This is a genomic window from Niallia sp. FSL W8-0954 (genome assembly GCF_038005605.1).
Taxonomy (GTDB): Bacteria; Bacillota; Bacilli; order Bacillales; family Cytobacillaceae; genus Niallia; species Niallia circulans_A.
Genome location: NZ_JBBOTN010000001.1, coordinates 1,307,344 through 1,328,976, shown reverse-complemented (window position 1 = coordinate 1,328,976; position 21,633 = coordinate 1,307,344). Strand labels below are relative to the sequence as shown.

Sequence of the window (21,633 nt, the reverse complement as noted above, 5' to 3'; positions counted from 1 at the left end):
TGAATAAACTGTCGACAGAATGAATGCCTGCCGACAGTTTTCATTGTCTGATAAGCAATCGAAGCTCCCTTATTTCCATCCAAAAACAACTTCCGTTAATTTTTTGCCGCCTATTTCAACTTCTTCAGTCCCGATTCTTTTCCCGCCATTGGCTTCATAAAACTTACAAGCCGGATTATCTGCTAAAGCCAAAATAATCATCGGGAAGAGACCGATTTCCTTTAAATATTCCATTACCTTTTTTACTAACAAGCTTCCAATCCCTTGTCCTTGAAATGCTTCCAAAAGGTAGATGGCGTATAACTCACCAACATAACCTGGATACTGTCCGCTTCTTTCTTTTCCTCCATTAGCGAAACCAATAATTTCTCCAGTTTCATTTTCAGCAACAAAGACACTTCCAGTCGGGATTGCTTTCTTCCATATCTCTTCTCTTTCCTCATAATTAAGCCTTTCTAAAAATAAATCCGGAACTATTCCTTTATAAGTAGTGCGCCAACTATCTACATGTACTTTTGCAATCCTTTTGGCATCCTCATCCTTCGCTTTTCTAATAATCATCTGTGCTCTCCTTTTTTCCTTCTATTTGGAGGGATTTCTTCACTTCCCATTTCTCAAACCAAGTTACTTCAAGTCCAATTGAACCTGTTTGTATCCACTCTATTGCCTTTAGCACAAGTGGAGAAGCATTATGTATAGACAGATCGTTTAAGGCGACCCATTCCGCACCAAACGAATCCTGTCCTTCAAATTGCTTTGGTATTGAAATTTCCCCGCCTACTTTCCTTACTGTATAAAAAGCAGCGATATGATGAATATGAGTATATTCTCTCCATATACAAGGAAATAAAAAATCAGCCATACCTATTTGCTTCTCTATGGCAATCTTTATCCCCGTCTCTTCGAGAAACTCTCTCCTCATGGCTGTCGCCAAACTTTCCTCTGGTTCCAAGCTTCCTCCTGGCAAATCAAAGCGATTAGCATAAGGTCCTCTTTTCTTATGTATTACGAGTAATTTATCATTTTCCGTGTTAACCCCATACACCCCAAACGGCCGATGAAACTTTCTCTCTTCTTTCAATCCTATCCCCCCCTATTCATTTGATTGCACTCTTTCTAAAGATAATTAACTTGATTTTATCAGAATTCAAAAGCTTACTCCATTCTCTAAAACCAACTACTATTGTTATAGTCAGCATGCTTCCAGAAAGAAGGAAGCCTTCTCCCATGTATCCATTATTTCTCCAAAAAAGTAAAAAAGCATAAGGAAGTCTATCTATCCTTATGCTTTAAGCACTCTACTTATATAGCCATACAACCATTTCACATTCTCCTCTATTTCCCCAGGAATAATAAGGAATGAGTGTAAGTTCTTTCTTTTCTGTATTCCCCCTGAAATTAAATTGGTATAATGTTTCATGCCAACTTCTATCGACTAGTTCATGATCTGCTTCCACCATAAGTTGAGTAATCCCATTTAATACACCTGGCTGATAGCATACCTTTGCCCATTCAAGGTTTTTGGGGTTGATATGATAGGTTTGTAGTTTCTCTTCATTATCTATCGATTCTGCACAGTAAACAAAAGGGCCCCTTTGTATAGCTATACGATTAACATCGGCAACTACGTTAGGATTTGCCGTGACAGCCAACACTGGTGTCTCAAAGACAAGTTCCACTATTTCTCCATTCCACTTCCTTTTTAATTCCATATAGCCATCAATCATATTTATTTCGATTGTAGTTCCTTCCACATATAGTAATGGATTTTTTAGCCACTCGGGAATACGAATTTTTAAAGTAACTAATTGCCCATCCGTTTTGAGGCGATATTTCACCCTATTTTGCTTCGGAAATTCTGTCATTTGCTCTAAGGTGCCTCCCGGAAAGTCTAGGTTACTAGAAACAAATAGATTGCTGTAAATGATTTGTCTTTCTTCATCCCATGTATAAAAGTAACGCTGGATGGAACCGATTGTTCGCGCAAAGTTTGGCGGACAGCAAGCACAACCAAGCCAATTTGGCCGCTGGGACTTCACATGCCCTTGCCCAGGATTATTCTTACTTATGGACGGATATACTTCCAGTGGATTCACATAGAAAAAATGTTCTCCATCAATAGATGCTCCAGAAAGAGCACCATTATATAATGCCCGTTCCATAATCTCTATGTATTCTGCCTTTTGTTCTATTTTAAACATCTCATACGCAAAATAAATAAGAGCGATAGAGGCACATGTCTCACAGTACATGGTGTCATTCGGCAAATCATATTCACCTGTAAATGCCTCCCCATGAACAGTAGAACCAACACCAGCAGTTATATACATCTTCTTCTTGATAACGTCCCGCCAAATTTCTTTACAAGCCATAAATAGTTGTTCATCGTTTGAATGTTTTGCAATCCTTGCCATCCCAGTTGCCATATACAACATTCGAACTGCATGGCCAACTGCTGTTGTCTGCTTTTTCGGCTGAATATATGCTTGTAAATACTTTAAATCAATCTTTGGATGCTCATTTGTTATTCCGTCTTTATTGTTTTGCTCTACTTGCTTGTCATAGAATAATGGATCTTTTCCTCTCACATCTATAAAGAAGGCTGCTAAATCTAAATATTTCTTCTCCCCAGTAAACTCATACAATTTTGCTAACGCTAGTTCAATTTCTTGGTGACCATCAGCTCCCTGTATTTTTCCTTCTTCATAACCAAAATGCTTTGCAATATTGTCTACTACCTTTAATGCAATCTGCAATAATGCTCTTTTCCCTGTAGCTTCTGTATAGCCTATAGCCGCTTCAATTAAGTGTCCAGCGCAATATAATTCATGACTATAGTACAGCTCACGATATTTTCTATTAGGAAATTTCACTTGAAAAAAAGTTTGTAAATAGCCATCTTTTTCTTGTGCCTTGCCAATTAAATCGATGACACTGTCAGCAAGCTCCTCTAATTCCTTATCTGGAGAAATTTGCAAACTGTATGAAACTGCTTCTAGCCATTTGTACACATCACTATCTTGAAAAAACCAGCCGTAATGTTCTCCACCTTTTAATCCAGCTGCTATGCGAAAATTTTCGATAGCATTGCTTTTCTCTGCTGGTAAACTCTCATCCTCTCTTTCCCTCTCAATATTAATATCCATATCGTTATCCATCACTTTATATTGAAAGGGAATTGTTTTGTGCTTAATATTTTTGACATAATAATTCCAAAATGTATCCTTTATATGCACCTTGTTTAAGGCAAATTCACTTAACAATTTACTTCCTCCATTCCTTTTTGACACCGTTTTCAATAGTTTAACTGTTTTCACGTATGATGTAAGTAGGATAACAAATAGATGTGGTGGACATAAACTAGATGATCATGCTACCATATCTTCAAAAGGAGGAAAAAAGATGCAAGAAACGTATATACTTTCCCGTCTAACAGGAGCGGTACCCTTTCATTCAGCTGGTTTATTTGTGTCAGATGTTCCATGGTCTCATGCACCAAGAAAAAATCCAAATGAAGAAATTATCCTATGTATTTCTGGTACTCTCTATTTAGAGGTAGATAATACCGCATATGAATTAAAAGAAAATGAATTTCTTTTCATTCCTGCCAACACATCCTTTAAAGGTAGTAAACACTCAGAAAAGGGCCTATCATTCTATTGGTTCCACTTTTATCTTCCACAAGGAAAAAAGGCTGTTTCAAATCCCTACGCACAAAAAAGCTCCTCTCCAGAAATATATTTACCTTTGTATTCATCTGAAATGAATCTTTCTAAAACCATCATTTTGTTAAATCAATTAATCGCAAGCATGAAATCATCTCAAACAAATAATGGTTTTCTTGATTATTTAGTAACAGCTATCCTATTAGAGCTTAGTGAGGAAGCCCGTAGTGTCTATGAAGATTCTGCAGAGAGAGAACCACATAATCGTTTCTTACACTATGTAAAAGAATGGATTCGGATGAACAGCAATCACCCCTTAACAATAGAAGAAATCGCCAATCATTTTGGATATAATAAAGCTTACTTATCACATACTTTTTCAAAAAATATCGGAACAACAATTAGCCAATTTATTCTTCAAGTTAGATTAGAGAAGGCAAAATCATTATTATTAAACACGAATGATACTGTTACGAAAGTTGCTGCCGACTGTGGTTTTAAAGATGAGAAATATTTTATGAGAGTATTTAAGCAAACAGAAAACATGACACCAACTGCTTTCCGTTCTGCCTTAAGGCATATTAAATTAAATAATATTTAAGATAATGATACTATAAACTTAATAAACTTTATCAATAAAAATATTAACATTAATATTAATCATTCTTTGGATTAAAAGAAAACATTTACAGAGATTAATTTCCGTGTTATTTTTTGTATAAGAAAGAAACTTTACAGTTAATCAAACATACTGAAAGAAGGGGTCTATATGCAATTGGGGATCGATAAATCCTCTTTAGTCGTGTACGAAGCTTTAGCAAGTGAAGTTCGAATGACAATTATTCAGTTACTGTCTAAAAATAAAATGAATATAAAAGAGCTTGCCAAAGAATTGGGCATCAGCAGTGCAATTGTAACAAAGCATGTAAAAAAATTAGAAGATGCAGGTCTAATAAAGACTGAAAAGATTCCAGGAAAGTCCGGATTACAAAAAATTTCCATGTTAAAAGTAGACCACATCGAAATCAATTTTCCGAAGAAAATCTATCATTCTTTTGCTTCTTACGAAACCTCTGTTCCAATTGGTCATTACACAGATTATGATTTAAAACCAACCTGTGGATTAGCTTCTGAAAAGGATTTTATTGGCAGAGTAGATGAACCGAAACTCTTTATGGATCCAAAAAGAGTGGAAGCAGAAATTTTGTGGTTTACTCAAGGCTTTATCCAATACACCATCCCAAACTTTTTAAAAAAGGAAGAAAAAATCCAGCAATTTGAAATTAGTTTAGAAGTGTGTTCAGAATTTCCATTTTCTAATGATAATTGGCCTTCTGATATTACCTTTTCACTAAATGGATTAGAACTTGGAACTTGGAGAAGTCCTGGAGACTTTGCAGATACACGAGGTAAACTTACACCTGAATGGTGGCCGCATAATCTAAATCAATACGGGCTTCTTAAAACACTGCGAATTACAAACCATGGTACATATATTGATGGAGATCCAATATCCGCAGTTACCATCAATGAATTGGATGACAACTGTGATCGCTGGACATTTCGAATTGAAGTGAAAGAAGATGCTGAATATGTTGGAGGCGCCACTATTTTTGGGAAGAAATTCGGAAATCACCCACAGGACATTATTTTCAAAGTCTATTATTTATAAGAGAAGGACTTACTTTAATGCATTGGGAAACAGTCACTTGTTTCCCTTACCTTCCTCGTTGCTTCCTTCCCAATTAAAAAAGTCCTCTATTATATAGAAGACTTTCTTTCAAGCCTATTCGTTTATCCCTTTATCGGCAGCAAAAATGATTCCTGCCTTTTTTCTTGCCATTGTAAGAATCTCCATCACTTGAAGACTATGTTCTAGTCTTTTTAGCATTTCACTTTTGTTTTTCTCGCGTATTATTTTTTCAAATGCAACAAATTCTTCATACATTCGATGTTTATGCTCATTTTTATTTATCTTCTCTTCTACATTACTTGCATTGCTGATAGTAAATGAATCTATGCTGTTAACAGGCCCATCAATTGTCAAAAAGCCATTATCGCCTTGAATAGTCGCAAATGATGCTCCCCTGCTATCTTTAGAACCTATACATACCGCTTTAAAGCGCTCATACTCTAAAACCAAGACTCCAGAGGTATCAATCCCTCGTGACAAATTGGGATAATACTGCACCTCCATTGGTTTTCCAAATAATCCAACAACGAAATGAATATTGTAACTGTTAATATCCATTAAGGCGCCACCTGACATCTCTGGATTAAAAGCTGGTAAAATGTTTCCCTCTTTAAAAGCATCATAACGTGAGGAGTACTGTGAATAATTTGCTTCTACCACCTTGATATCTCCTAACTTAGGAAGCAACTCTTTTATTTGTAAAAAATTCCCTCTATATTGATTAGTAATTGCTTCTATTAAATAAAGATCATTCCTTTGGGCAATCTTTTCTAATTCCTGCAATTCCTTTAAATTAGAGGTAAAAGGCTTCTCACAAATAACATGTTTTCTGGCTTCCAAAGCTTGTTTTGTATAGGAATAATGAAGCTGATTAGGCAATGCTATATAAACGACATCTATATCAGTATCTGCAAGCATCTCTTTATAATCAACATATATTTTGTTTATAAGATATTCCTTTTGTAAGTCTAACAAAAATCCCTTTTTATTGGGTCTTCCAAAAATCGCCATCAAGTCAATTTGTGGAATAGATTTAAACATAGGTAATAAATCTTGAACAATCTTTCCTGCTCCCACTATTCCAAGTTTCATTTTATTTACATCCCTTCATTCCCGCTTCTAAAATTGCCAATTGTAATAGCGTTTCCTCATCTTTTATTATTTTTTCTTCCCCATGGATGATTGTATTATACATTTCATCATACACTCGCCCATAATCCCCTGCCTTTGATACAACTTTTTCTTCATGGTAATCTCCGTTCTCATCTATATAAGTTAGGGTACCATAATGTTCTGGTTGGTCTATCCCAAAACTCTCTCCATCAGGCATATAGAAAAGTTTTAAATGTTCCTCTTGTCTATCTTTCGAATGTTTAATGAAGCTTCCCTTCTTACCGTAAACAACAAAGCTTGGTCTTTCTTTTAGACGGAAGTAACTTGACTTAATCGAAACCTTTAACTGATCATAATAAAAATCTAAGTCAAAATAGTCATTCATTCGTCCTTGTCCTAGTAATTGTCTTACATCATAATGAACATGCTGCGGTTTTCCAAAATAAGATATGACCTGGTCGATCGTATGGGTACCATGTCCGTACATAAAGCTGCGATAATTATTATAAACCTGGACTGATTCTGGCACTTCTGGTCGATAATAGTCATAATTCAATTCTACTTCTAATAAATCTCCTAATTTACCACTCTCTATCACTTTTTTTGTTGTCAGAAAATCTGAATCATAACGGCGGTTTTGATAGCATTGAACAACAAGTCCTTTTTCTTTTGCATATAGGAATATTTCTTCGGCTTCTTCTACCGACATCATAAATGGCTTTTCCACTAGCACATGTTTATTATGATCTAAAGCTAACTTAGCAAATGCATAATGATAGTCATGAGATGTTGTTACTACGAGTAATTGAATCTCTTGATCCTTGAGTATCTCATTTAAATCCGTAGTATAATGAATATGTTTATGTTTCTTCCATGTATCATGGGCTGGGTTTCTACGATAAATTGTTTTCACCTTAATATGGTCTCTTTGTAAAGTAAAAGGAAGATGATACCGATTTGTACTTTTGCCATTTCCTATGTATCCAATTGTCAGCATAAAAGGCACTCCTTTTTTCCTTAATGGGATTATTATAGGATGGAATAACAGAGAATTCCATGTAAAGCTTTTGCATTAATGGATTTAGGATAAAATGTTCAAGCTTCCATCTGAAATTAAGCTGATTTAATGAACAAAATGTTCAATTTTAAAGGGGTGAGCCGATTTGTTGCTAAAACAAATTGCCAATAGAACGGATTATACAGCAGCAGAAAAAAATATTGCAAAATATATTTTGGAGAATGCTAACTTAATTGAGAGAATGACAATCCAAGAGTTAGCACAAAAAACATTTACTTCTCATACTTCTATCATTCGCTTTGCACAAAAGTTAGGAATGAAGGGCTTTAAAGATTTTAAAATTATGCTTGTTAAATCGATCGAGCAAAAAAACCATGTTTTATCTGAAATTAATCCGAATATCCCATTTGAGGATGATGCTTCTCTTATGAAAATCAGCCAGGATATGATGTATTTAACGCAACAGGCCATCAAAGAAAGCTATGAGCTCTTAAAGGAAAAATCCCTTTTTAAAATGACTAAGTATCTATACAATTCAAACCGCATCTTTATGTATGCTGTAGGAGATTCGCAAATTCGGGCCGAAAGTTTCCAAAATAAACTTTTGAAGATAAATAAATATGCCATAATCGCAACGGCCCGTAATGAATTTGCCAACAACACTGTTAACATTAAAAGAAATGACTGCGCCTTTTTTATTACTTATGAAGCTAAATCAAATGAGGACTTCATTGCTGCTCGTATATTAAAAGAAAGAAAGGTGCCGATTTTATTGTTAACCGCCTTTCCTGAAAGTAAATTAGCCAAAATGGCAGATGTTGTTTTAACCATACCAGCTTTAGAAAAGAAAGAAACAGACAAAATCGCTACCTTTGCATCACAAGTATCCATTGATTATGTACTTAATGTCTTATTTTCCAGCTTGTATCAAATAAATTACACACAGAACAGAGAGCATCAAAGAAAAAGTACGGAATTAATAGATCGCTTTTCTTTTTAAAATATAAGAAAATCCCTTAGTCTAAATATAGTTAAACTAGGGGATTTAAAAACGACACTATCTGCTAAGGCTTCCATTTCTTCCAAAATAAAAGATTTACAAAGAAAAGCAACAGAGCGTAAATATATACACCATAAGGAAAAGTACTACTGATATAATGGATACCTGCTAAAATCGGCAATGGAATGAGCAGAAGGAATAATCTCCAGCTTTGTTGATTTCCACCTGATTCAAAAGACAGTGAAAAAGGGATTTGTTTATCTAATAACAAATTACAAACAATAGCATAAAAGAAAGCAGATAGAAAGACTACTAGCAAATCAGGAATAATTCTTATTCCAAACAGAAATAAAAACACAAAGCTTAATAAAAAATAAATAGGTAAATATAATTTGCTAATGACTGCTTTTAATGAACCTTTATAATACGCAGAAAAGTCAGCGACGGGGAGAATAGTAAAAATCCAAGCCCCTTTATATTTTCCGGAAAACCTCAACATAAAAATAATTGTTGGGATATTAATCATGGTAAAATAAATCGTTAAATAAGCCGAACTCGTGGAAAAATCGATATCCTCCAAATTCGTTCCACTATAAAGAAATAAAAAGGGAATAACGATCGAAAAACCGATTGACGGATAAACCTTTAGCTTAAAATCTCTTTCCTGGCTGATCATTTGCTCTGTGAAATGATAAAAGGCTTTTTCTTCCCTGCTTTTTATATATAGCGATAATACCCACTCTTTAATCTTCAATATCTTTCTTTTTCTCGCCTTACTTTGACTTGTTAATTTTTCTAAACTTTTCTCAAAAACAGGAACTAGCCTTCCATAAATAATAATAGCGAGGATCGGTAAAACAAAGGCGATTGTCGCAAGAAGGATCATCATCATTTCCGTATTTCCGTTCAAAACCCATTCATACGGTCCTGCAAACCACATAGGAACAATGAATAGATGCCACCAATGCACTTCATAAATAATATTTAAATCAACAAATTCAAAGCTTCGAATTACAATCTGATACCCTATCATAATCATGATAGATAGACCGATCTGCACATAGTTAATAACATCTTTTAACTTTTCCCCATCAAAAAAACGCAAAATAGCCAAATATAATAATGCTGTCATAACAACAATAAATAAATTGGCTAACACAAGAAGAACAATGGTTAATAGAAAAAAGACGATTCCTTGTTTGATCAAACTTACCATTAGCGGAACAAGCGTTATGGCAATCGTTAGTTGTGACAAATAAATCATTATATGCAACACTTTCGCTGCATTAATGGTTTTTCTATTAACTGGCTTCGAATGGACAATATGCTTATCGCGAACATCTAATAAGACAGCAGAAAAATCGGAAATCATAGAGGTCATAACAAGAAATAAAATGATTCCAAAAGAGATACTCATTTGAAAAAGATAATTATCCCCGAAAGCCATAAAGGGAATAAGAATTAATCCCATTAAGGCATATAACCACAAAGATTTGATATAGGCGTATTTATCCTCTTTTTTTTCTTTCTTTTGAATGGATTGTGAAAAGATAGTTGGCAGCTTCCGTTGATCCATTATAAGCTTTACTTGCAAAATGGCTCTTAACACCTCATAATCGATGCCTATTTTCAGAAAAAAAGCTTTAAAGTGATCAAGAAGTTTTAATACCTTATAATCTGTCATGTCTGCACCTCTTGCACAACAGACACAAAGGATTCACCTATTTCTCTATGATTATAAAAGCCTGTAAGTTGGTTAAAGATACCTTCTAAACTACCTTGTTGATTTTGTGCCTGCAGCTCTTTAAAGCTTCCATCTACTACAACCTTTCCGTCATTTAATAAAATAATCCGACTGCTTATCTTTTCTACCACATCCATAATATGCGAAGAATAAAAGATTGTTTTGCCAGAGGATGCCAGCTGTGCAAGAATTTCTTTAAATATCATCACACTATTGGCATCAAGCCCATTGATGGGTTCATCTAGAAATAAAATATCCGGATTATGCAATACGCTAGAAATAATTAGTAGTTTTTGCCGCATTCCTTTTGAATAAGAAGATATTCTTGAATGATAGACCTCCCCAATTCCAAAGAGTTCCATTAACTTTTGGGCTTTTTGATCAACAAATTCAACCTTCATCCCATACAATTGACCAATAAAGGTTAAATACTCATATGCAGTTAAATTATCATAAACCTCTGCTATCTCTGGCACATAACCAATTCTCCGTTTATATTCGATAGAATTTTGGTTAATCTCCTTACCAAAAAGTTTTACTTCCCCTTTGACATACGTTTCAATCCCAAGAAGAATCTTAACAGTGGTACTTTTCCCAGCCCCATTTGGCCCAATATATCCAATAATCTCCCCTCGAGAAACATGAAGATCTATTCCTTTTAAAACTTCCTTTGCACCATAGTTTTTCCATAGTCCTTTTATCGTAATGATTTCTTCCACAGCCACTAACTCCCCTCCCTTTTCATAATTGTTCCAATTTACAAAAAAAGAATTAATCCTTCTTTTATTGTAACATTTCTCCATTCTCCTTGTAATAAATTTTCCTTTTTTTAGAAAAACTAAAAAAAACTCAGCTAAACCTTTAAGGTATTAACTGAGTTTCTCGTATAGTTCTTATGTTATTTCTTTCTCATCTTTAGATAAAAACGAGATTGGCTGGCATCAAAAAAGCCGTTTTTTTCGATGTACTGATGCAAACGATAGAGTTCATTTTGGTACTTTTCCACACTAAAATCAGGAACTTGCCAAGGTATCGCCTTTAAATAATAAATAAGTGCGCCCAAGTCATAGAAACGCTGGACAGGAAACTCCTCCTGGTGCTCCAGAACCTCCCATTCAGCATTAGGAAACTGGTTGAGAGCAATGGAAAGTTTCCACTCTTTAAATTCAGGATTGAGCGGAACTTCAAACCAGTCATTTATTTCCTTGCAATCTAAACCTCCAACTTGCTGGGTAAGAAAAATACCTTTTGGCTTTAAAATTCTTTTCACTTCTTTCTCGGAGTAAGACTCATGTCTATTAATGATTAAATCAAAATGATTATCGGGAAATGGCAATTCATTCTCATCAACCACTTCCATCACTCTCACTCCTAAAGGCTCTAGCTTCTTTTTGGCAATCGGTACGTTCGGCTTATACCCTTCAGTCGCATAAATGGTACTTGGAAAATAGCCTTTCAATAAAGAAAGAAACTCTCCTCCCCCCGTTCCCATATCCAATACAGCTGTGGCCTCCTGCATCGCAGAAATCACTTTGCTCCCGTAAGACCAAGAAATCATGCTGTTTTGGATTCTGCCTGTATCATAAATGCTAGAAAAGTCCCATCCTGAAAACTTCTCGTTTATTTCCTCTAAATACCTATGAAAATTAATATCTTTCACTTTTTATTCCTCCCTATTTTTTATTTTTCAATAAAGAATAGGGAGGAGGTCCTCTACAATAATGGTTTTATATTTCATGTTCCAGCGATTTCATAATCTCATATTCTCTCCTTTATTCCTTCTGTTAATCTCTATAAAGACTATCAGAAGCTTATCAACTACCATTAAGCCCTACAAATCTCTAATGGTGTCATTTGTTAACCAAACAAGATTTCCACTCGGCTCAAAAATAACAGAGATTAAAAATGTCAAAGGAAGAACTACAACATATAAATAGCCTTTCACTATTTTTCGGATCAACTGTTCCAGCTCCCTCTTCCTAAACTTGGAAATCTTTTTCCTTTATTATACACTATTTTTTATTTTTTCGAAATATTCCACTTTATATTTTCTTATACATGTCTTTTTTCTATAAGCTGAATACCAATACCTAGCATAATTGTTCCCATCAAACAAAGAATCCCTGCTGGAACCATGATATCATTCCAAGAAGCACTGTCGATAACACCTTTTTTTAATAGTTCCATTCCATAAGTAATAGGAACAACTTTAGATAACAAAATCATTATTTTGGATGTAACAATTTCGATTGGCCAGTAGGCTCCGCCTAGCATCGCAAAGCTCACAGATACCAACGGAATGAAGGCATTAAACTGGCTTGGTGTTTTCACAAGACCTGTTAAGAGAATAGTCAATGCTACAATAGCGTACAAATATGGAATGATTAGAACAAATACCAGATGGAAATTTCCATTAAAATCAATATTTAATCCATACTTAAAAAGAAGAAAAATAATGATTATTTGGACATAACCTATTAAAAAACTAAATAATAAATGCCCCAAATATATTTGTGCTTTGGAAGTAGAGGATAAGATAAATCGATCCCATATTCCATTTTGTTTATCTCTTAGAATTTCAATAACAGTAAAGGAAACGGTAAAAATACAAAAGAATAAAGTAAACCCAAAGAGCGACTGGAGCGATTGATTATAGCTTGCTTCCTTTTCCGTTAATGTTTGTTCTGTTTCAACAGGTATAATTGGTGTCTCTTTATTATGTGCAAGCACCCTTTTAGCTTCTTCTTTATCCGCAGCTTCATTGATCAGCGCCTTTTCCTTAAGCATATTCGCATAATAGGTTTGAAGATAATTTTGAACCATTAATACATTGGACGTATCAGCTACTCGAAACATAGTATAAGTATCTGGATTTATCGCCACTCCCATATCTGTTTTTCCTTTTCCTAACTGTTCCTTTACTTCTTTTTCTGTATACATAACAAACGAATAACTTTCACTTTGATTTAAAAATTCTAGAATATCAGTTGTTTTCTCCGAGTGTTCTGTATAAACTGGCACTTCTACTTTTGTGAAAGAGGAGATTCCAACTAAATAAGCAAAAACGATACAAATGAAGGAGGTTATAATAAATCCACCCGGCTGTCTGATAAATTTCTTACATTTCCCCCATAAAATTGCATTCATCGGCGAACCCCTCCTCTTGTTTTCAAGGTAATCCCACTAATCAACAGCAAAGCAAGAGAAAATAGGAGGATTGCTTTAAGATGGCTCCATAAATCCACCAATGGGTAGCCTTGATATGCTTTTAAATAGGCAGTAAGTGCTGCTCCTCCTGGAGAATATTCGCCTAATGTTTCCATAAATCCACCAATCGCACTAACATTAAAAAAGCTGCCGCCAATAAACGCAAGAATAGGGACAATTAAAGAAGAAAAAATACTTTCCACATTTCGTGACTTAGCAGCAAAGGAAATTGCAGTTGCTATAGTAGCAAATGCTGCTGCCATTAGATTTACCGTTAAAATAACAATTAATTGATTTATCATACTAGAAAAGACGACTCCATAAATCAATGCTATTAAGCTAAACAGAATGGTCTGCTGTAAAAAAGACAGAATAAAGGCTGAGATAAAAATACCAGCAAAAAACATGATTTTCGGAACATTTGCTAGTAAGATACGTTCATACAAAAGCTCTTCTTTTTGCTGATACGCAAAGCCTGCTACCGTTGTAGATATATAGAATACAAACATCACAGACATGCCCACTCCATAATAAGCAAAAGCGCTGATTTCCTTTTTCTTTTCGATATTTTTGATTTGTCCATTTGCTTTTTCGCTAACTAATGTTGAATAATCAATTTGAAGATCTTGGGCTGTCTTTAGATACGTCCACTCTTTTTGATAATTCGCCAAAATATCCTCAATAATAGTTGCCTGAAGGGACTCTTGGTTTTTTGTCTTTATTATCCACGATGGAAGATCGGTTTCTTCCTCTAAAAAATTCGTATAAAAGTCAGAAGTAAATCCTTCGGGAATCAATAATACACCGTCAAAATCCTTTTCCTTTACTTTGGTCCGGTCATTATATTCCGTAACGGAAAGGAATTTCTTCAAATCAGGACTTTCCCCGACTGCTTTCATAAATGTAGCTATCGGCTGCAGAGCCTGAATATGCGCTATTTTTGCATTTTTCTCTTGATTGCTTAAAGGAGACTGGTTTATTTTTTCTATTATTTCTTGTTGGGCTTGCTGTTCTTGATCCTCTACCACCACAGCTAGCTTCGCTTTTACTTCCACTTCGCTATCATTATCCAAAGCTCCTAATGCGCTGCCAAGAATCGTGATAAGCACAAATGGCATTAACAACAAGACAACCAGCTCTCGGGGTCTTCTCCAAATCAGTAATAATTCTTTTTTTATCATTTGCCAAAGCATCTGGAATCCTCCTAATCTCTTAATTGACGGCCTGTTAAATGCAAGAACACATCTTCTAAAGTAGGCGCCTCAATATTTACAGAGAGTACATTTGTCTTCTGTTCTTCGGCAATCCGCAATATATCTTTTAACAAATTCACTTCCCTTGGTACAATAACCGTAATCACTGATTGTTGAATCGAGATATTCTTAATGCTTTCAAGATGACGGAGGGCTTCTGTAAATTCATGTTTGACGATTTCCACCTTAATGTTAATGGCTGTTTCTGCCGAAAGAATATTTTTAATATCCTCCTTCGTTCCCGAAGCAATGATTTCACCATGGTCCATAATATAAATTCGATTACAAAGAAACTCTACTTCTTCCATATAATGACTTGTATAAAGAACTGTCATTTGCTTTTCCTTATTTAGTCTTTTTACTGTTTCTAAAATATAATTTCTGGATTGTGGATCAATTCCAACAGTTGGTTCATCCATAATAATAATTTCTGGTTCATGGATTAAAGCAACACCAATATTTAATCTTCGTTTCATTCCGCCTGAGAAGGTTTTGACCAAATCCTTTTCCCGTTCTTTTAAACCAATTATTTCAAGAACTTCATCTACTCTCTTCTGTAAAATTTTTTTAGGAATACGATGCATTTTACCGAAAAATAGTAAGTTTTCTCGAGCAGATAAATCCATATAAACAGCAAGTTCTTGTGGTACTACTCCAAGAACCTTCCGTAATGCCTGCGGTGTTTTTAAAATACTTTCATTATTTAAACGTACGTCCCCCTCTTGAGGAGAAACCAAAGAAGATATCATAGATATTGTTGTAGATTTACCTGCACCATTCGGTCCAAGTAAGCCTACAATTTCTCCACGCTCTAAATATAAATTGACAGAATTCACAACTTGCTTCCCTTTAAATGATTTAGATAAATTCATTATTTCTAACAAGGCAATCATCCTTTCTATATACAGAATAAAGAAAAGACTCTTCCATTCCTATACCTAAAGGTCATTTTTTTCCAAAAATAAAATGACTATAGTCATTTACTACAGTCATTTCTTTTTATGCTAATGCAATAAGCTGCTGCTTATTAACAAGCATACTTTCGTTTAAAAAGGGTAAAACAAATAAAAGATACTCATCGGAAAGGAGCTGAAAGATTTGGGCATTTTAGTTCTGGTCATCTTAATTGCTTTAAACGCTTTCTTTGCTGCAGCAGAAATTGCGCTCATTTCCTTAAATGACAATAAAATTAAACATATGGCTGACACAGGTCATAAGAAGGCTATAATAGTCCATAAATTGCTGTCAGAGCCGAGTAAATTTCTGGCGACAATCCAAATTGGAATTACTTTAGCAGGATTTCTAGCCAGTGCCTTTGCCGCGGACAGCTTTTCTGGTCACTTAACAGAGTTATTTTTAAGGATGGGGATTCCTCTCTCTAAAGGTTTGCTTGATTCTATTTCCGTCATTATTATTACACTGTTATTATCTTATTTCACGCTTGTTTTTGGTGAGTTAGTTCCTAAACGAGTTGCTTTGAAGAAAGCAGAGGGAATTGCGATGTTCGCTGCAAGTCCTCTAACAATGCTTTCTAAAATAACAGCACCATTTGTCGCGTTCTTAACTTTCTCTACTAATTTAGTTGCACGGCTTTTCGGCGTTCGTCCAGATGATGAAGAGGAGGAAGTAACAGAAGAAGATATAAAAATGATGATAGATGTAGGAAATGAAAGAGGAAGTATTGATGAAGATGAGCGAATGATGATACATAATATTTTTGAATTGGATAATAAAGATGTCACAGATATTATGACCCATCGCTCTAATATGGTAGCTATTCCTTCCCATTATACGTTAAAAGAGATAGCTACTCTTGTGAATCGTGAAATGTATACTCGCTATCCCGTATATGAGGGAAATATGGATAATATTATCGGTATCCTCCATTCTAAAGATCTTTTAGCATATATGGGGAAAGAAGAGACCTCTTTTCAACTAAGTAAGATTATTCGCGAACCATATTTTGTATTAGAATCAAAAAGAATTGATGAACTATTTATCCAGATGCAAAAAAATAATGTCCTTTTCGCAATTGTCGTTGATGAATACGGTGGAACAGACGGTATTGTGACAATGGAGGATTTAGTGGAAGAAATCGTCGGCAATATTTTTGATGAATATGATGAACCAAAACCTCCTGAGATTAAGATTATCGGGGAACATACCTATTTATTGCAAGGGACTATCAGTCTAGATGATGTGCAAGAATTATTGAAAATTACCTTGCCGATAGAAATTTATGATACATTGAGTGGTTTTCTCATCAGCAAGATTGGCTATATTCCTAACGAGAATGAAAAACCAACCATCCTCTTTAACAATTTCGAATTTCAAGTCGAGGAAATTGTGGACCGCAGAATCAGCCAAGTGAAGGTTACAAAAATAATCGAAGAGCAGTTCCCATCAAATACTTCTTTAGAAACATAAGTTTTCCAATGAACTGACTTAAATTTATGTTTTGGCTGGGACATAAGTTTCCCAGCCATAAATATAAATATCTGTGATTATCCCCACAGGCTGAATATACTTCTCTTTCTATTAGACTACATGAAAACCCCTGTCTTTCGCCTACTCTCTATTTCATGGTGTCTTTTACAAAGATTACAGCGCCATTTAAACTCCCTTCTCCATATTTTCCGCATCTATCCCTTTTATACCAACATTTATCCAATTGAGTAACTAAATCTAATCACTTCTAAAACTTTTCCTTTGAATTAGGCTCTCTCTTTATTATACTGGTAATAGTTTGCATTAAGTTTCTGTTATTATTGGAGGTTTTTTTCATGAAAAAATACGGAAAGGATATCCTAGTGATTATTTTTGGAGCCTTCCTTTTTGCATTAGCTGTCAATTTATTTGTTATTCCTAATGATTTGGGAGAAGGAGGAGTAACCGGGTTAGCCATTATAGCTTATTACTTATTTCAATGGTCTCCAGGTATCGTCAACTTTGCTTTAAACACCATTCTGCTTATAATCGGTTATAAATTCTTAAATAAACAAATGATTATTTATACCATTATTGCTGTTTTTTTCAACTCTTTATTTTTGCATCTAACAGAGACATGGTCGATCCATTCTGACGAATTATTTGTTAATGTTATTTTCGGCGGTGTATTTGCCGGAGTTGGAATTGGATTAATTATAAGAGTAGGCGGGACAACAGCTGGCTCGACTATTCTAGCAAGACTAACCAATAAATATCTCGGCTGGAGTATTAGTTATGGCTTACTGTTTTTTGATCTCCTTGTTGTTTTCGCCTCCTTCTTCCTAATAAAGGCAGAAGGTGTGATGCTGACAATTATTATGCTCTATGTGGGAACAAAGGTGATGGAATTTGTGATAGAAGGAGTTAATCCGAAGAAGGCAGTCACGATTATTTCCAATCATCCTGCTGAAATTGCGGATCAAGTAAACGAACAATTAAACCGTGGCGTTACTGTACTATCAGGTCATGGCTACTATACAAAAGAGAACAAGGAAATACTCTATATTATTATTAATAAACAAGAAGTTGTAAAACTAAAGAAAATAGTAAAACAAACAGATGAGGATGCTTTTATTACCATTCATGATGTAAGAGACGTCTTTGGCGAAGGGTTTATTCACCTTTCTAAAGCATAATGAGGCTATTTCAGTCAGCATATAAACCCGAACCATTATACAGAAATGTTAATAAACCTCTTGTATAATCGTTTGGGTTTTGATTTCAAAAAAGAAGGTTAAAAGAAAGCAGCCGCAAATGACTCCACTTCGCTTTCCTATTACTTAGCAGGCAAGGAGATCAAATATAATCATTCCGCACCGCATATATAGCCAATTGCGTTCGATCTCTTAATTCTAATTTTGCTAGAATTTGAGTGATGTGATTTTTAATCGTTCCAACAGATAATAATAACTCACGGGAAATTTCTTTATTTGTTTTCCCTTGGCCTATTTTTTTGAGGATTTCAATTTCCCGTGTTGTTAACACAACCGTCTGATCCCGTTCTTTCTCAGGCATGTTCTCTTTTTTTAACAGCTTTGGCATTAATTTTGCGGCAACTTGATCATGTATCGACATGCCACCCGACAAACAACTTTTGATACTATTTACTAAAGTAGTATTATCTGTCGTTTTTAGCAGAAAACCATTTGCTCCTTCTTGGAATGCTTTTATTGCGTAGTCCTCATCATTAAAAGTAGTGAGGATAAGTATTTTTATATGTGGAAATTGCTGACGAATTTGTTTCGTTGCTTCCATTCCATCCATAATTGGCATACGAATATCCATTAAAACAATATCAACGATTGTTTTTTCTAATAAAAGCAACACTTCTTTTCCATTTTCCGCTTCAGCAACCACCTTGATGTCTTCTTCTTGTTCAATAATCATCTTTAAGCCATTTCTAACAATTGCTTGATCCTCCGCAATTAACACGCGAATCATCTTCATTCCTCCCCAACAGGAATATTTCCTTGCAGGATAAATTCTCCATTTGATTGAAGAACCTCTAATTTCCCATGTCTTTCTTCTATTCTTTTTTTCATATTTTCTAAACCAAAACCATAATGAAAGGGATGCTTATGAATATAAGGATTTCTGATTTCAAATGTCAAATGCCCAATCGGGGAAACACCTAGTGTAATATGGACAGCTTTCGAACTTCCATACTTCATTGCATTGGTGATACCTTCCTGTACGGATCGATAGAGAACAGCACTTTGTTTATTACTCAGGTTTGCTTGGAGTACCCCCTGCTTTGTTGTAAAATGGACGTGAATATTGTTTTCACTTTCCAATTTTTTTATCAGCGTAATAATAGAAGCAATTCCTCTTGGCTCTTCTACTTGTAAAAGACGTACTGCTTTTCTTGTTTCTTCTAAGCTGTCAGCTGTCATATTTTTCAAAGTTAAATATTGATCCTTTTTCTCCTTAATCCAAAATTGTTCGATTTGCATCATTAAAGCAGTCAATTTATGACCGACGGAATCATGCATCTGTCTGGCAATTAAATTTCTCTCCTCCACTCTTGCTGCATGCTCATTATAGTAAGATTGTCTTTTCTGTATACGATAATCATTTAGTAAAGATTCATATGTATTTCTTATTTGGCGATAATCCTCCTCCAGTTCATTTGCATGTATAAGTAAATAGGAGATTAACAGGAGAAAACTTATCCAAATCAAAGCTAAATAGGGAGAAATTATAATAACTGTTGCAGCATTTATTATAAGAAACAAGCTAATAACAATCCGAAATAAATTGGTTGATATATACCTACTCATTACTATCATAAAATACAAAAGCATTAGTAATAGATAGCTATATAACTCTCTTCCTACTGTAAACAGGATTAATTCAAGCATAACAACGATAGCAAGAAACGGTATGCTTTTTCTTTTAAATACAGGAACGAGAAAATAGAATCCTATAATAATTGAAAATAGAAATAAGTGCATAGCAAAATGCCAAGCATCAATGTTATATGCCTGATATAAAGCGCCCAAACATAAAAAAATCAGAACCACTATTTTTATCGAAAAGTCCTTCATTGTTTCTCCCTTTTCTCCTTGATCTTCTTTTATAAAAAAGCTTGTAAAAGATATCTCTTCTACAAGCTCGTTTCTATTAAATGCTGTATCCAATCACTAACACAAGCGCAAAAGAAACTACCAATAAAATCCATAGTGTTTTTGTATTTTCGGATTTTTTAGTGCGAATAAGTACCATTTCAAGCATACCGATAACCCAAATGCCTACAAGCATCTTAATTGTATGCATGAAATCCATCCCTGTTTTGGCAAGTAGGCCAATTCCAGAACCAATAATCAGAATATACACTACCCGTAACACCATATGTACGATTTTACTTCCTTTTTCTTTTCCTGCTTTATGTAAACCGAATGACAAGGCAAATAGAATTAGCCCGATAATCCATGTCAGTACATGAGCATCTGTTGAACTCATATATATCCCCTCCTTTTCTCCATTATTTTAACATAGATCGCTTTAATCGCTCTATTTTCGACTCATTATTCCTCAGCTACCACTTGATTTATCAATGTACCAATGCCTTCCACTGATATTTCAATGCTATCCCCAGCCTTTAAGAAGCGTGGCGGGTTAAATCCTTTCCCAACTCCAGCAGGCGTTCCTGTGGCAATAATATCTCCAGGTTCTAATGTCATCCCTTTAGATAATACACTTATTATTTCCTCGATCGGAAAAATAAAATGCTTTGTATTAGATTGTTGTCTTATTTCTCCATTTACTTTAGTAATAATATTTAATTCATTCGGATTAGAAATTTTATCCTTTGTTACAATCCATGGTCCAATTGGCGCCGTCGTGTCTAAGCTTTTTCCAATGAAAAATTGCTTATGCTTCTTCTGTAGATCTCTAGCGGTGATATCATTTAAGATCGTATAGCCAAATATGTAATCCAATGCCTTCTCTTTCTCAATTCCTTTTCCTTTTTTCCCAATAATAATAGCTAGTTCCCCTTCATAATCAAGCTGCTCCGTTACTTGTTTGTGTTCCATAATGTCCCCCATATGACCAATAACCGTTGTTGGAGCTTTCGTAAAAATCATCACATGCTCAGGAATGTCCGCTTTACTTCCCATTTCTATTGCGTGTTCTTCATAATTTTTGCCAACACAAAAGATATTTTTTCGCGGTCTAGGAATAGGTGCTAGAAACTTCGCCTTCTCGATTGGTATAAAAAGATTATCTTTATTATTTTGATTTTCCACCCATTCGATTAAACCTTTCACATTCTCTAAAAAATCTTCTTGTTCTAGGCATATCACAAGATCATCTGCATAAGGACGTCTTCCTGAACGTTTTTCCTCTACATCATTTAAAGATAATATTCCCTTCTTCTCCACTATCCCCACCAAAACTCTTTCCTCTATAGCAACTGTCGCAAATTTCAATTCGCTTCTCCTCCATTTTT

General features: G+C 34.8%; 21 protein-coding genes. 5 read left to right on the top strand and 16 right to left on the bottom strand.

All coding sequences use genetic code 11. From position 1 onward, the window contains the following. Window positions 1-69 precede the first annotated feature (69 nt). The 3 genes from NX902_RS06625 to NX902_RS06615 form a co-directional block, all read right to left on the bottom strand. Window positions 70-561 (bottom strand): GNAT family N-acetyltransferase, encoded by a 492-nt coding sequence (locus NX902_RS06625; RefSeq protein WP_095330059.1) that lies wholly within the window; start codon window positions 559-561, stop codon window positions 70-72. Further along, complete coding sequence (locus NX902_RS06620; RefSeq protein ID WP_163187646.1) at window positions 551-1,081, bottom strand: NUDIX hydrolase; 531 nt, start codon at window positions 1,079-1,081, stop codon at window positions 551-553. Before NX902_RS06620 ends, NX902_RS06625 begins: the two co-directional genes overlap by 11 nt. A gap of 217 nt (window positions 1,082-1,298) precedes the next feature. After that, entirely contained in the window at window positions 1,299-3,263 is a 1,965-nt protein-coding gene (locus NX902_RS06615; protein WP_171509439.1) for a glycoside hydrolase family 127 protein, read from the bottom strand. A gap of 139 nt (window positions 3,264-3,402) precedes the next feature. Here NX902_RS06615 and NX902_RS06610 point away from each other — a divergent pair, with 139 nt between their 5' ends. Continuing rightward, window positions 3,403-4,266 (top strand): AraC family transcriptional regulator, encoded by an 864-nt coding sequence (locus NX902_RS06610; RefSeq protein WP_123257232.1) that lies wholly within the window; start codon window positions 3,403-3,405, stop codon window positions 4,264-4,266. A 168-nt stretch (window positions 4,267-4,434) separates the two neighbouring features. Continuing rightward, window positions 4,435-5,337, top strand: a complete 903-nt coding sequence (locus NX902_RS06605) for an ArsR/SmtB family transcription factor (protein ID WP_095330063.1) — start codon at window positions 4,435-4,437, stop codon at window positions 5,335-5,337. 114 nt (window positions 5,338-5,451) lie between these two features. Here NX902_RS06605 and NX902_RS06600 read toward each other — a convergent pair whose 3' ends face one another. Together NX902_RS06600 and NX902_RS06595 are read right to left on the bottom strand one after the other, a co-directional pair. After that, window positions 5,452-6,450, bottom strand: coding sequence for a Gfo/Idh/MocA family protein (locus tag NX902_RS06600; RefSeq protein ID WP_171509437.1), 999 nt, complete (start codon window positions 6,448-6,450; stop codon window positions 5,452-5,454). 1 nt (window position 6,451) lies between these two features. Then, window positions 6,452-7,468 (bottom strand): Gfo/Idh/MocA family oxidoreductase, encoded by a 1,017-nt coding sequence (locus NX902_RS06595; RefSeq protein ID WP_171509436.1) that lies wholly within the window; start codon window positions 7,466-7,468, stop codon window positions 6,452-6,454. 166 nt (window positions 7,469-7,634) lie between these two features. Here NX902_RS06595 and NX902_RS06590 point away from each other — a divergent pair, with 166 nt between their 5' ends. Continuing rightward, window positions 7,635-8,489 carry a MurR/RpiR family transcriptional regulator gene (locus NX902_RS06590; RefSeq protein WP_171509435.1) on the top strand — a complete coding sequence of 285 codons (855 nt, stop codon included), beginning with the start codon at window positions 7,635-7,637 and terminating at the stop codon, window positions 8,487-8,489. 64 nt (window positions 8,490-8,553) lie between these two features. Here the strand turns inward: NX902_RS06590 and NX902_RS06585 are convergent, their stop codons facing one another. From NX902_RS06585 to NX902_RS06555, 7 genes are all read right to left on the bottom strand, one after another. Next, window positions 8,554-10,173, bottom strand: coding sequence for a hypothetical protein (locus NX902_RS06585; RefSeq protein ID WP_171509434.1), 1,620 nt, complete (start codon window positions 10,171-10,173; stop codon window positions 8,554-8,556). Continuing rightward, window positions 10,170-10,952, bottom strand: a complete 783-nt coding sequence (locus tag NX902_RS06580; RefSeq protein WP_095330123.1) for an ABC transporter ATP-binding protein — start codon at window positions 10,950-10,952, stop codon at window positions 10,170-10,172. The genes NX902_RS06585 and NX902_RS06580 overlap by 4 nt, the downstream gene beginning before the upstream one ends. Window positions 10,953-11,131: 179 nt before the next feature. Beyond that, window positions 11,132-11,893, bottom strand: a complete 762-nt coding sequence (locus NX902_RS06575) for a class I SAM-dependent methyltransferase (protein ID WP_249937916.1) — start codon at window positions 11,891-11,893, stop codon at window positions 11,132-11,134. Between the two features lie 171 nt (window positions 11,894-12,064). Then, window positions 12,065-12,193 (bottom strand): hypothetical protein, encoded by a 129-nt coding sequence (locus NX902_RS06570; RefSeq protein ID WP_268877119.1) that lies wholly within the window; start codon window positions 12,191-12,193, stop codon window positions 12,065-12,067. Between the two features lie 92 nt (window positions 12,194-12,285). Next, complete coding sequence (locus NX902_RS06565) at window positions 12,286-13,380, bottom strand: ABC transporter permease (RefSeq protein WP_163187638.1); 1,095 nt, start codon at window positions 13,378-13,380, stop codon at window positions 12,286-12,288. Continuing rightward, window positions 13,377-14,633: an ABC transporter permease gene (locus NX902_RS06560; protein WP_123257228.1), complete on the bottom strand. Its 1,257-nt coding sequence runs from the start codon at window positions 14,631-14,633 to the stop codon at window positions 13,377-13,379. Before NX902_RS06560 ends, NX902_RS06565 begins: the two co-directional genes overlap by 4 nt. Before the next feature lie 11 nt (window positions 14,634-14,644). Then, a complete protein-coding gene (locus tag NX902_RS06555; RefSeq protein WP_095330069.1) occupies window positions 14,645-15,577 on the bottom strand; it encodes an ABC transporter ATP-binding protein in 933 nt (310 codons plus the stop codon). Between the two features lie 214 nt (window positions 15,578-15,791). On the opposite strand from NX902_RS06555, the gene NX902_RS06550 reads away from it, so the two are divergent. Both NX902_RS06550 and NX902_RS06545 read left to right on the top strand, forming a co-directional pair. Beyond that, the gene (locus NX902_RS06550; RefSeq protein WP_123259795.1) at window positions 15,792-17,120 is read left to right on the top strand and encodes a hemolysin family protein; all 1,329 of its coding nucleotides are present in this window, start codon (window positions 15,792-15,794) and stop codon (window positions 17,118-17,120) included. 356 nt (window positions 17,121-17,476) lie between these two features. Then, window positions 17,477-18,316, top strand: coding sequence for a YitT family protein (locus NX902_RS06545; RefSeq protein WP_095330071.1), 840 nt, complete (start codon window positions 17,477-17,479; stop codon window positions 18,314-18,316). A 160-nt stretch (window positions 18,317-18,476) separates the two neighbouring features. Here NX902_RS06545 and NX902_RS06540 read toward each other — a convergent pair whose 3' ends face one another. The 4 genes from NX902_RS06540 to NX902_RS06525 form a co-directional block, all read right to left on the bottom strand. Next, the gene (locus tag NX902_RS06540) at window positions 18,477-19,121 is read right to left on the bottom strand and encodes a response regulator transcription factor (protein WP_095330072.1); all 645 of its coding nucleotides are present in this window, start codon (window positions 19,119-19,121) and stop codon (window positions 18,477-18,479) included. A gap of 2 nt (window positions 19,122-19,123) precedes the next feature. Then, window positions 19,124-20,320 (bottom strand): sensor histidine kinase, encoded by a 1,197-nt coding sequence (locus NX902_RS06535; RefSeq protein ID WP_123257226.1) that lies wholly within the window; start codon window positions 20,318-20,320, stop codon window positions 19,124-19,126. Next, on the bottom strand, window positions 20,304-20,642 hold the full coding sequence (locus NX902_RS06530) for a YisL family protein (RefSeq protein ID WP_095330074.1): 339 nt from the start codon (window positions 20,640-20,642) through the stop codon (window positions 20,304-20,306). Before NX902_RS06530 ends, NX902_RS06535 begins: the two co-directional genes overlap by 17 nt. Before the next feature lie 65 nt (window positions 20,643-20,707). Then, a complete protein-coding gene (locus tag NX902_RS06525) occupies window positions 20,708-21,613 on the bottom strand; it encodes a fumarylacetoacetate hydrolase family protein (RefSeq protein ID WP_163187636.1) in 906 nt (301 codons plus the stop codon). Window positions 21,614-21,633: the final 20 nt, after the last annotated feature.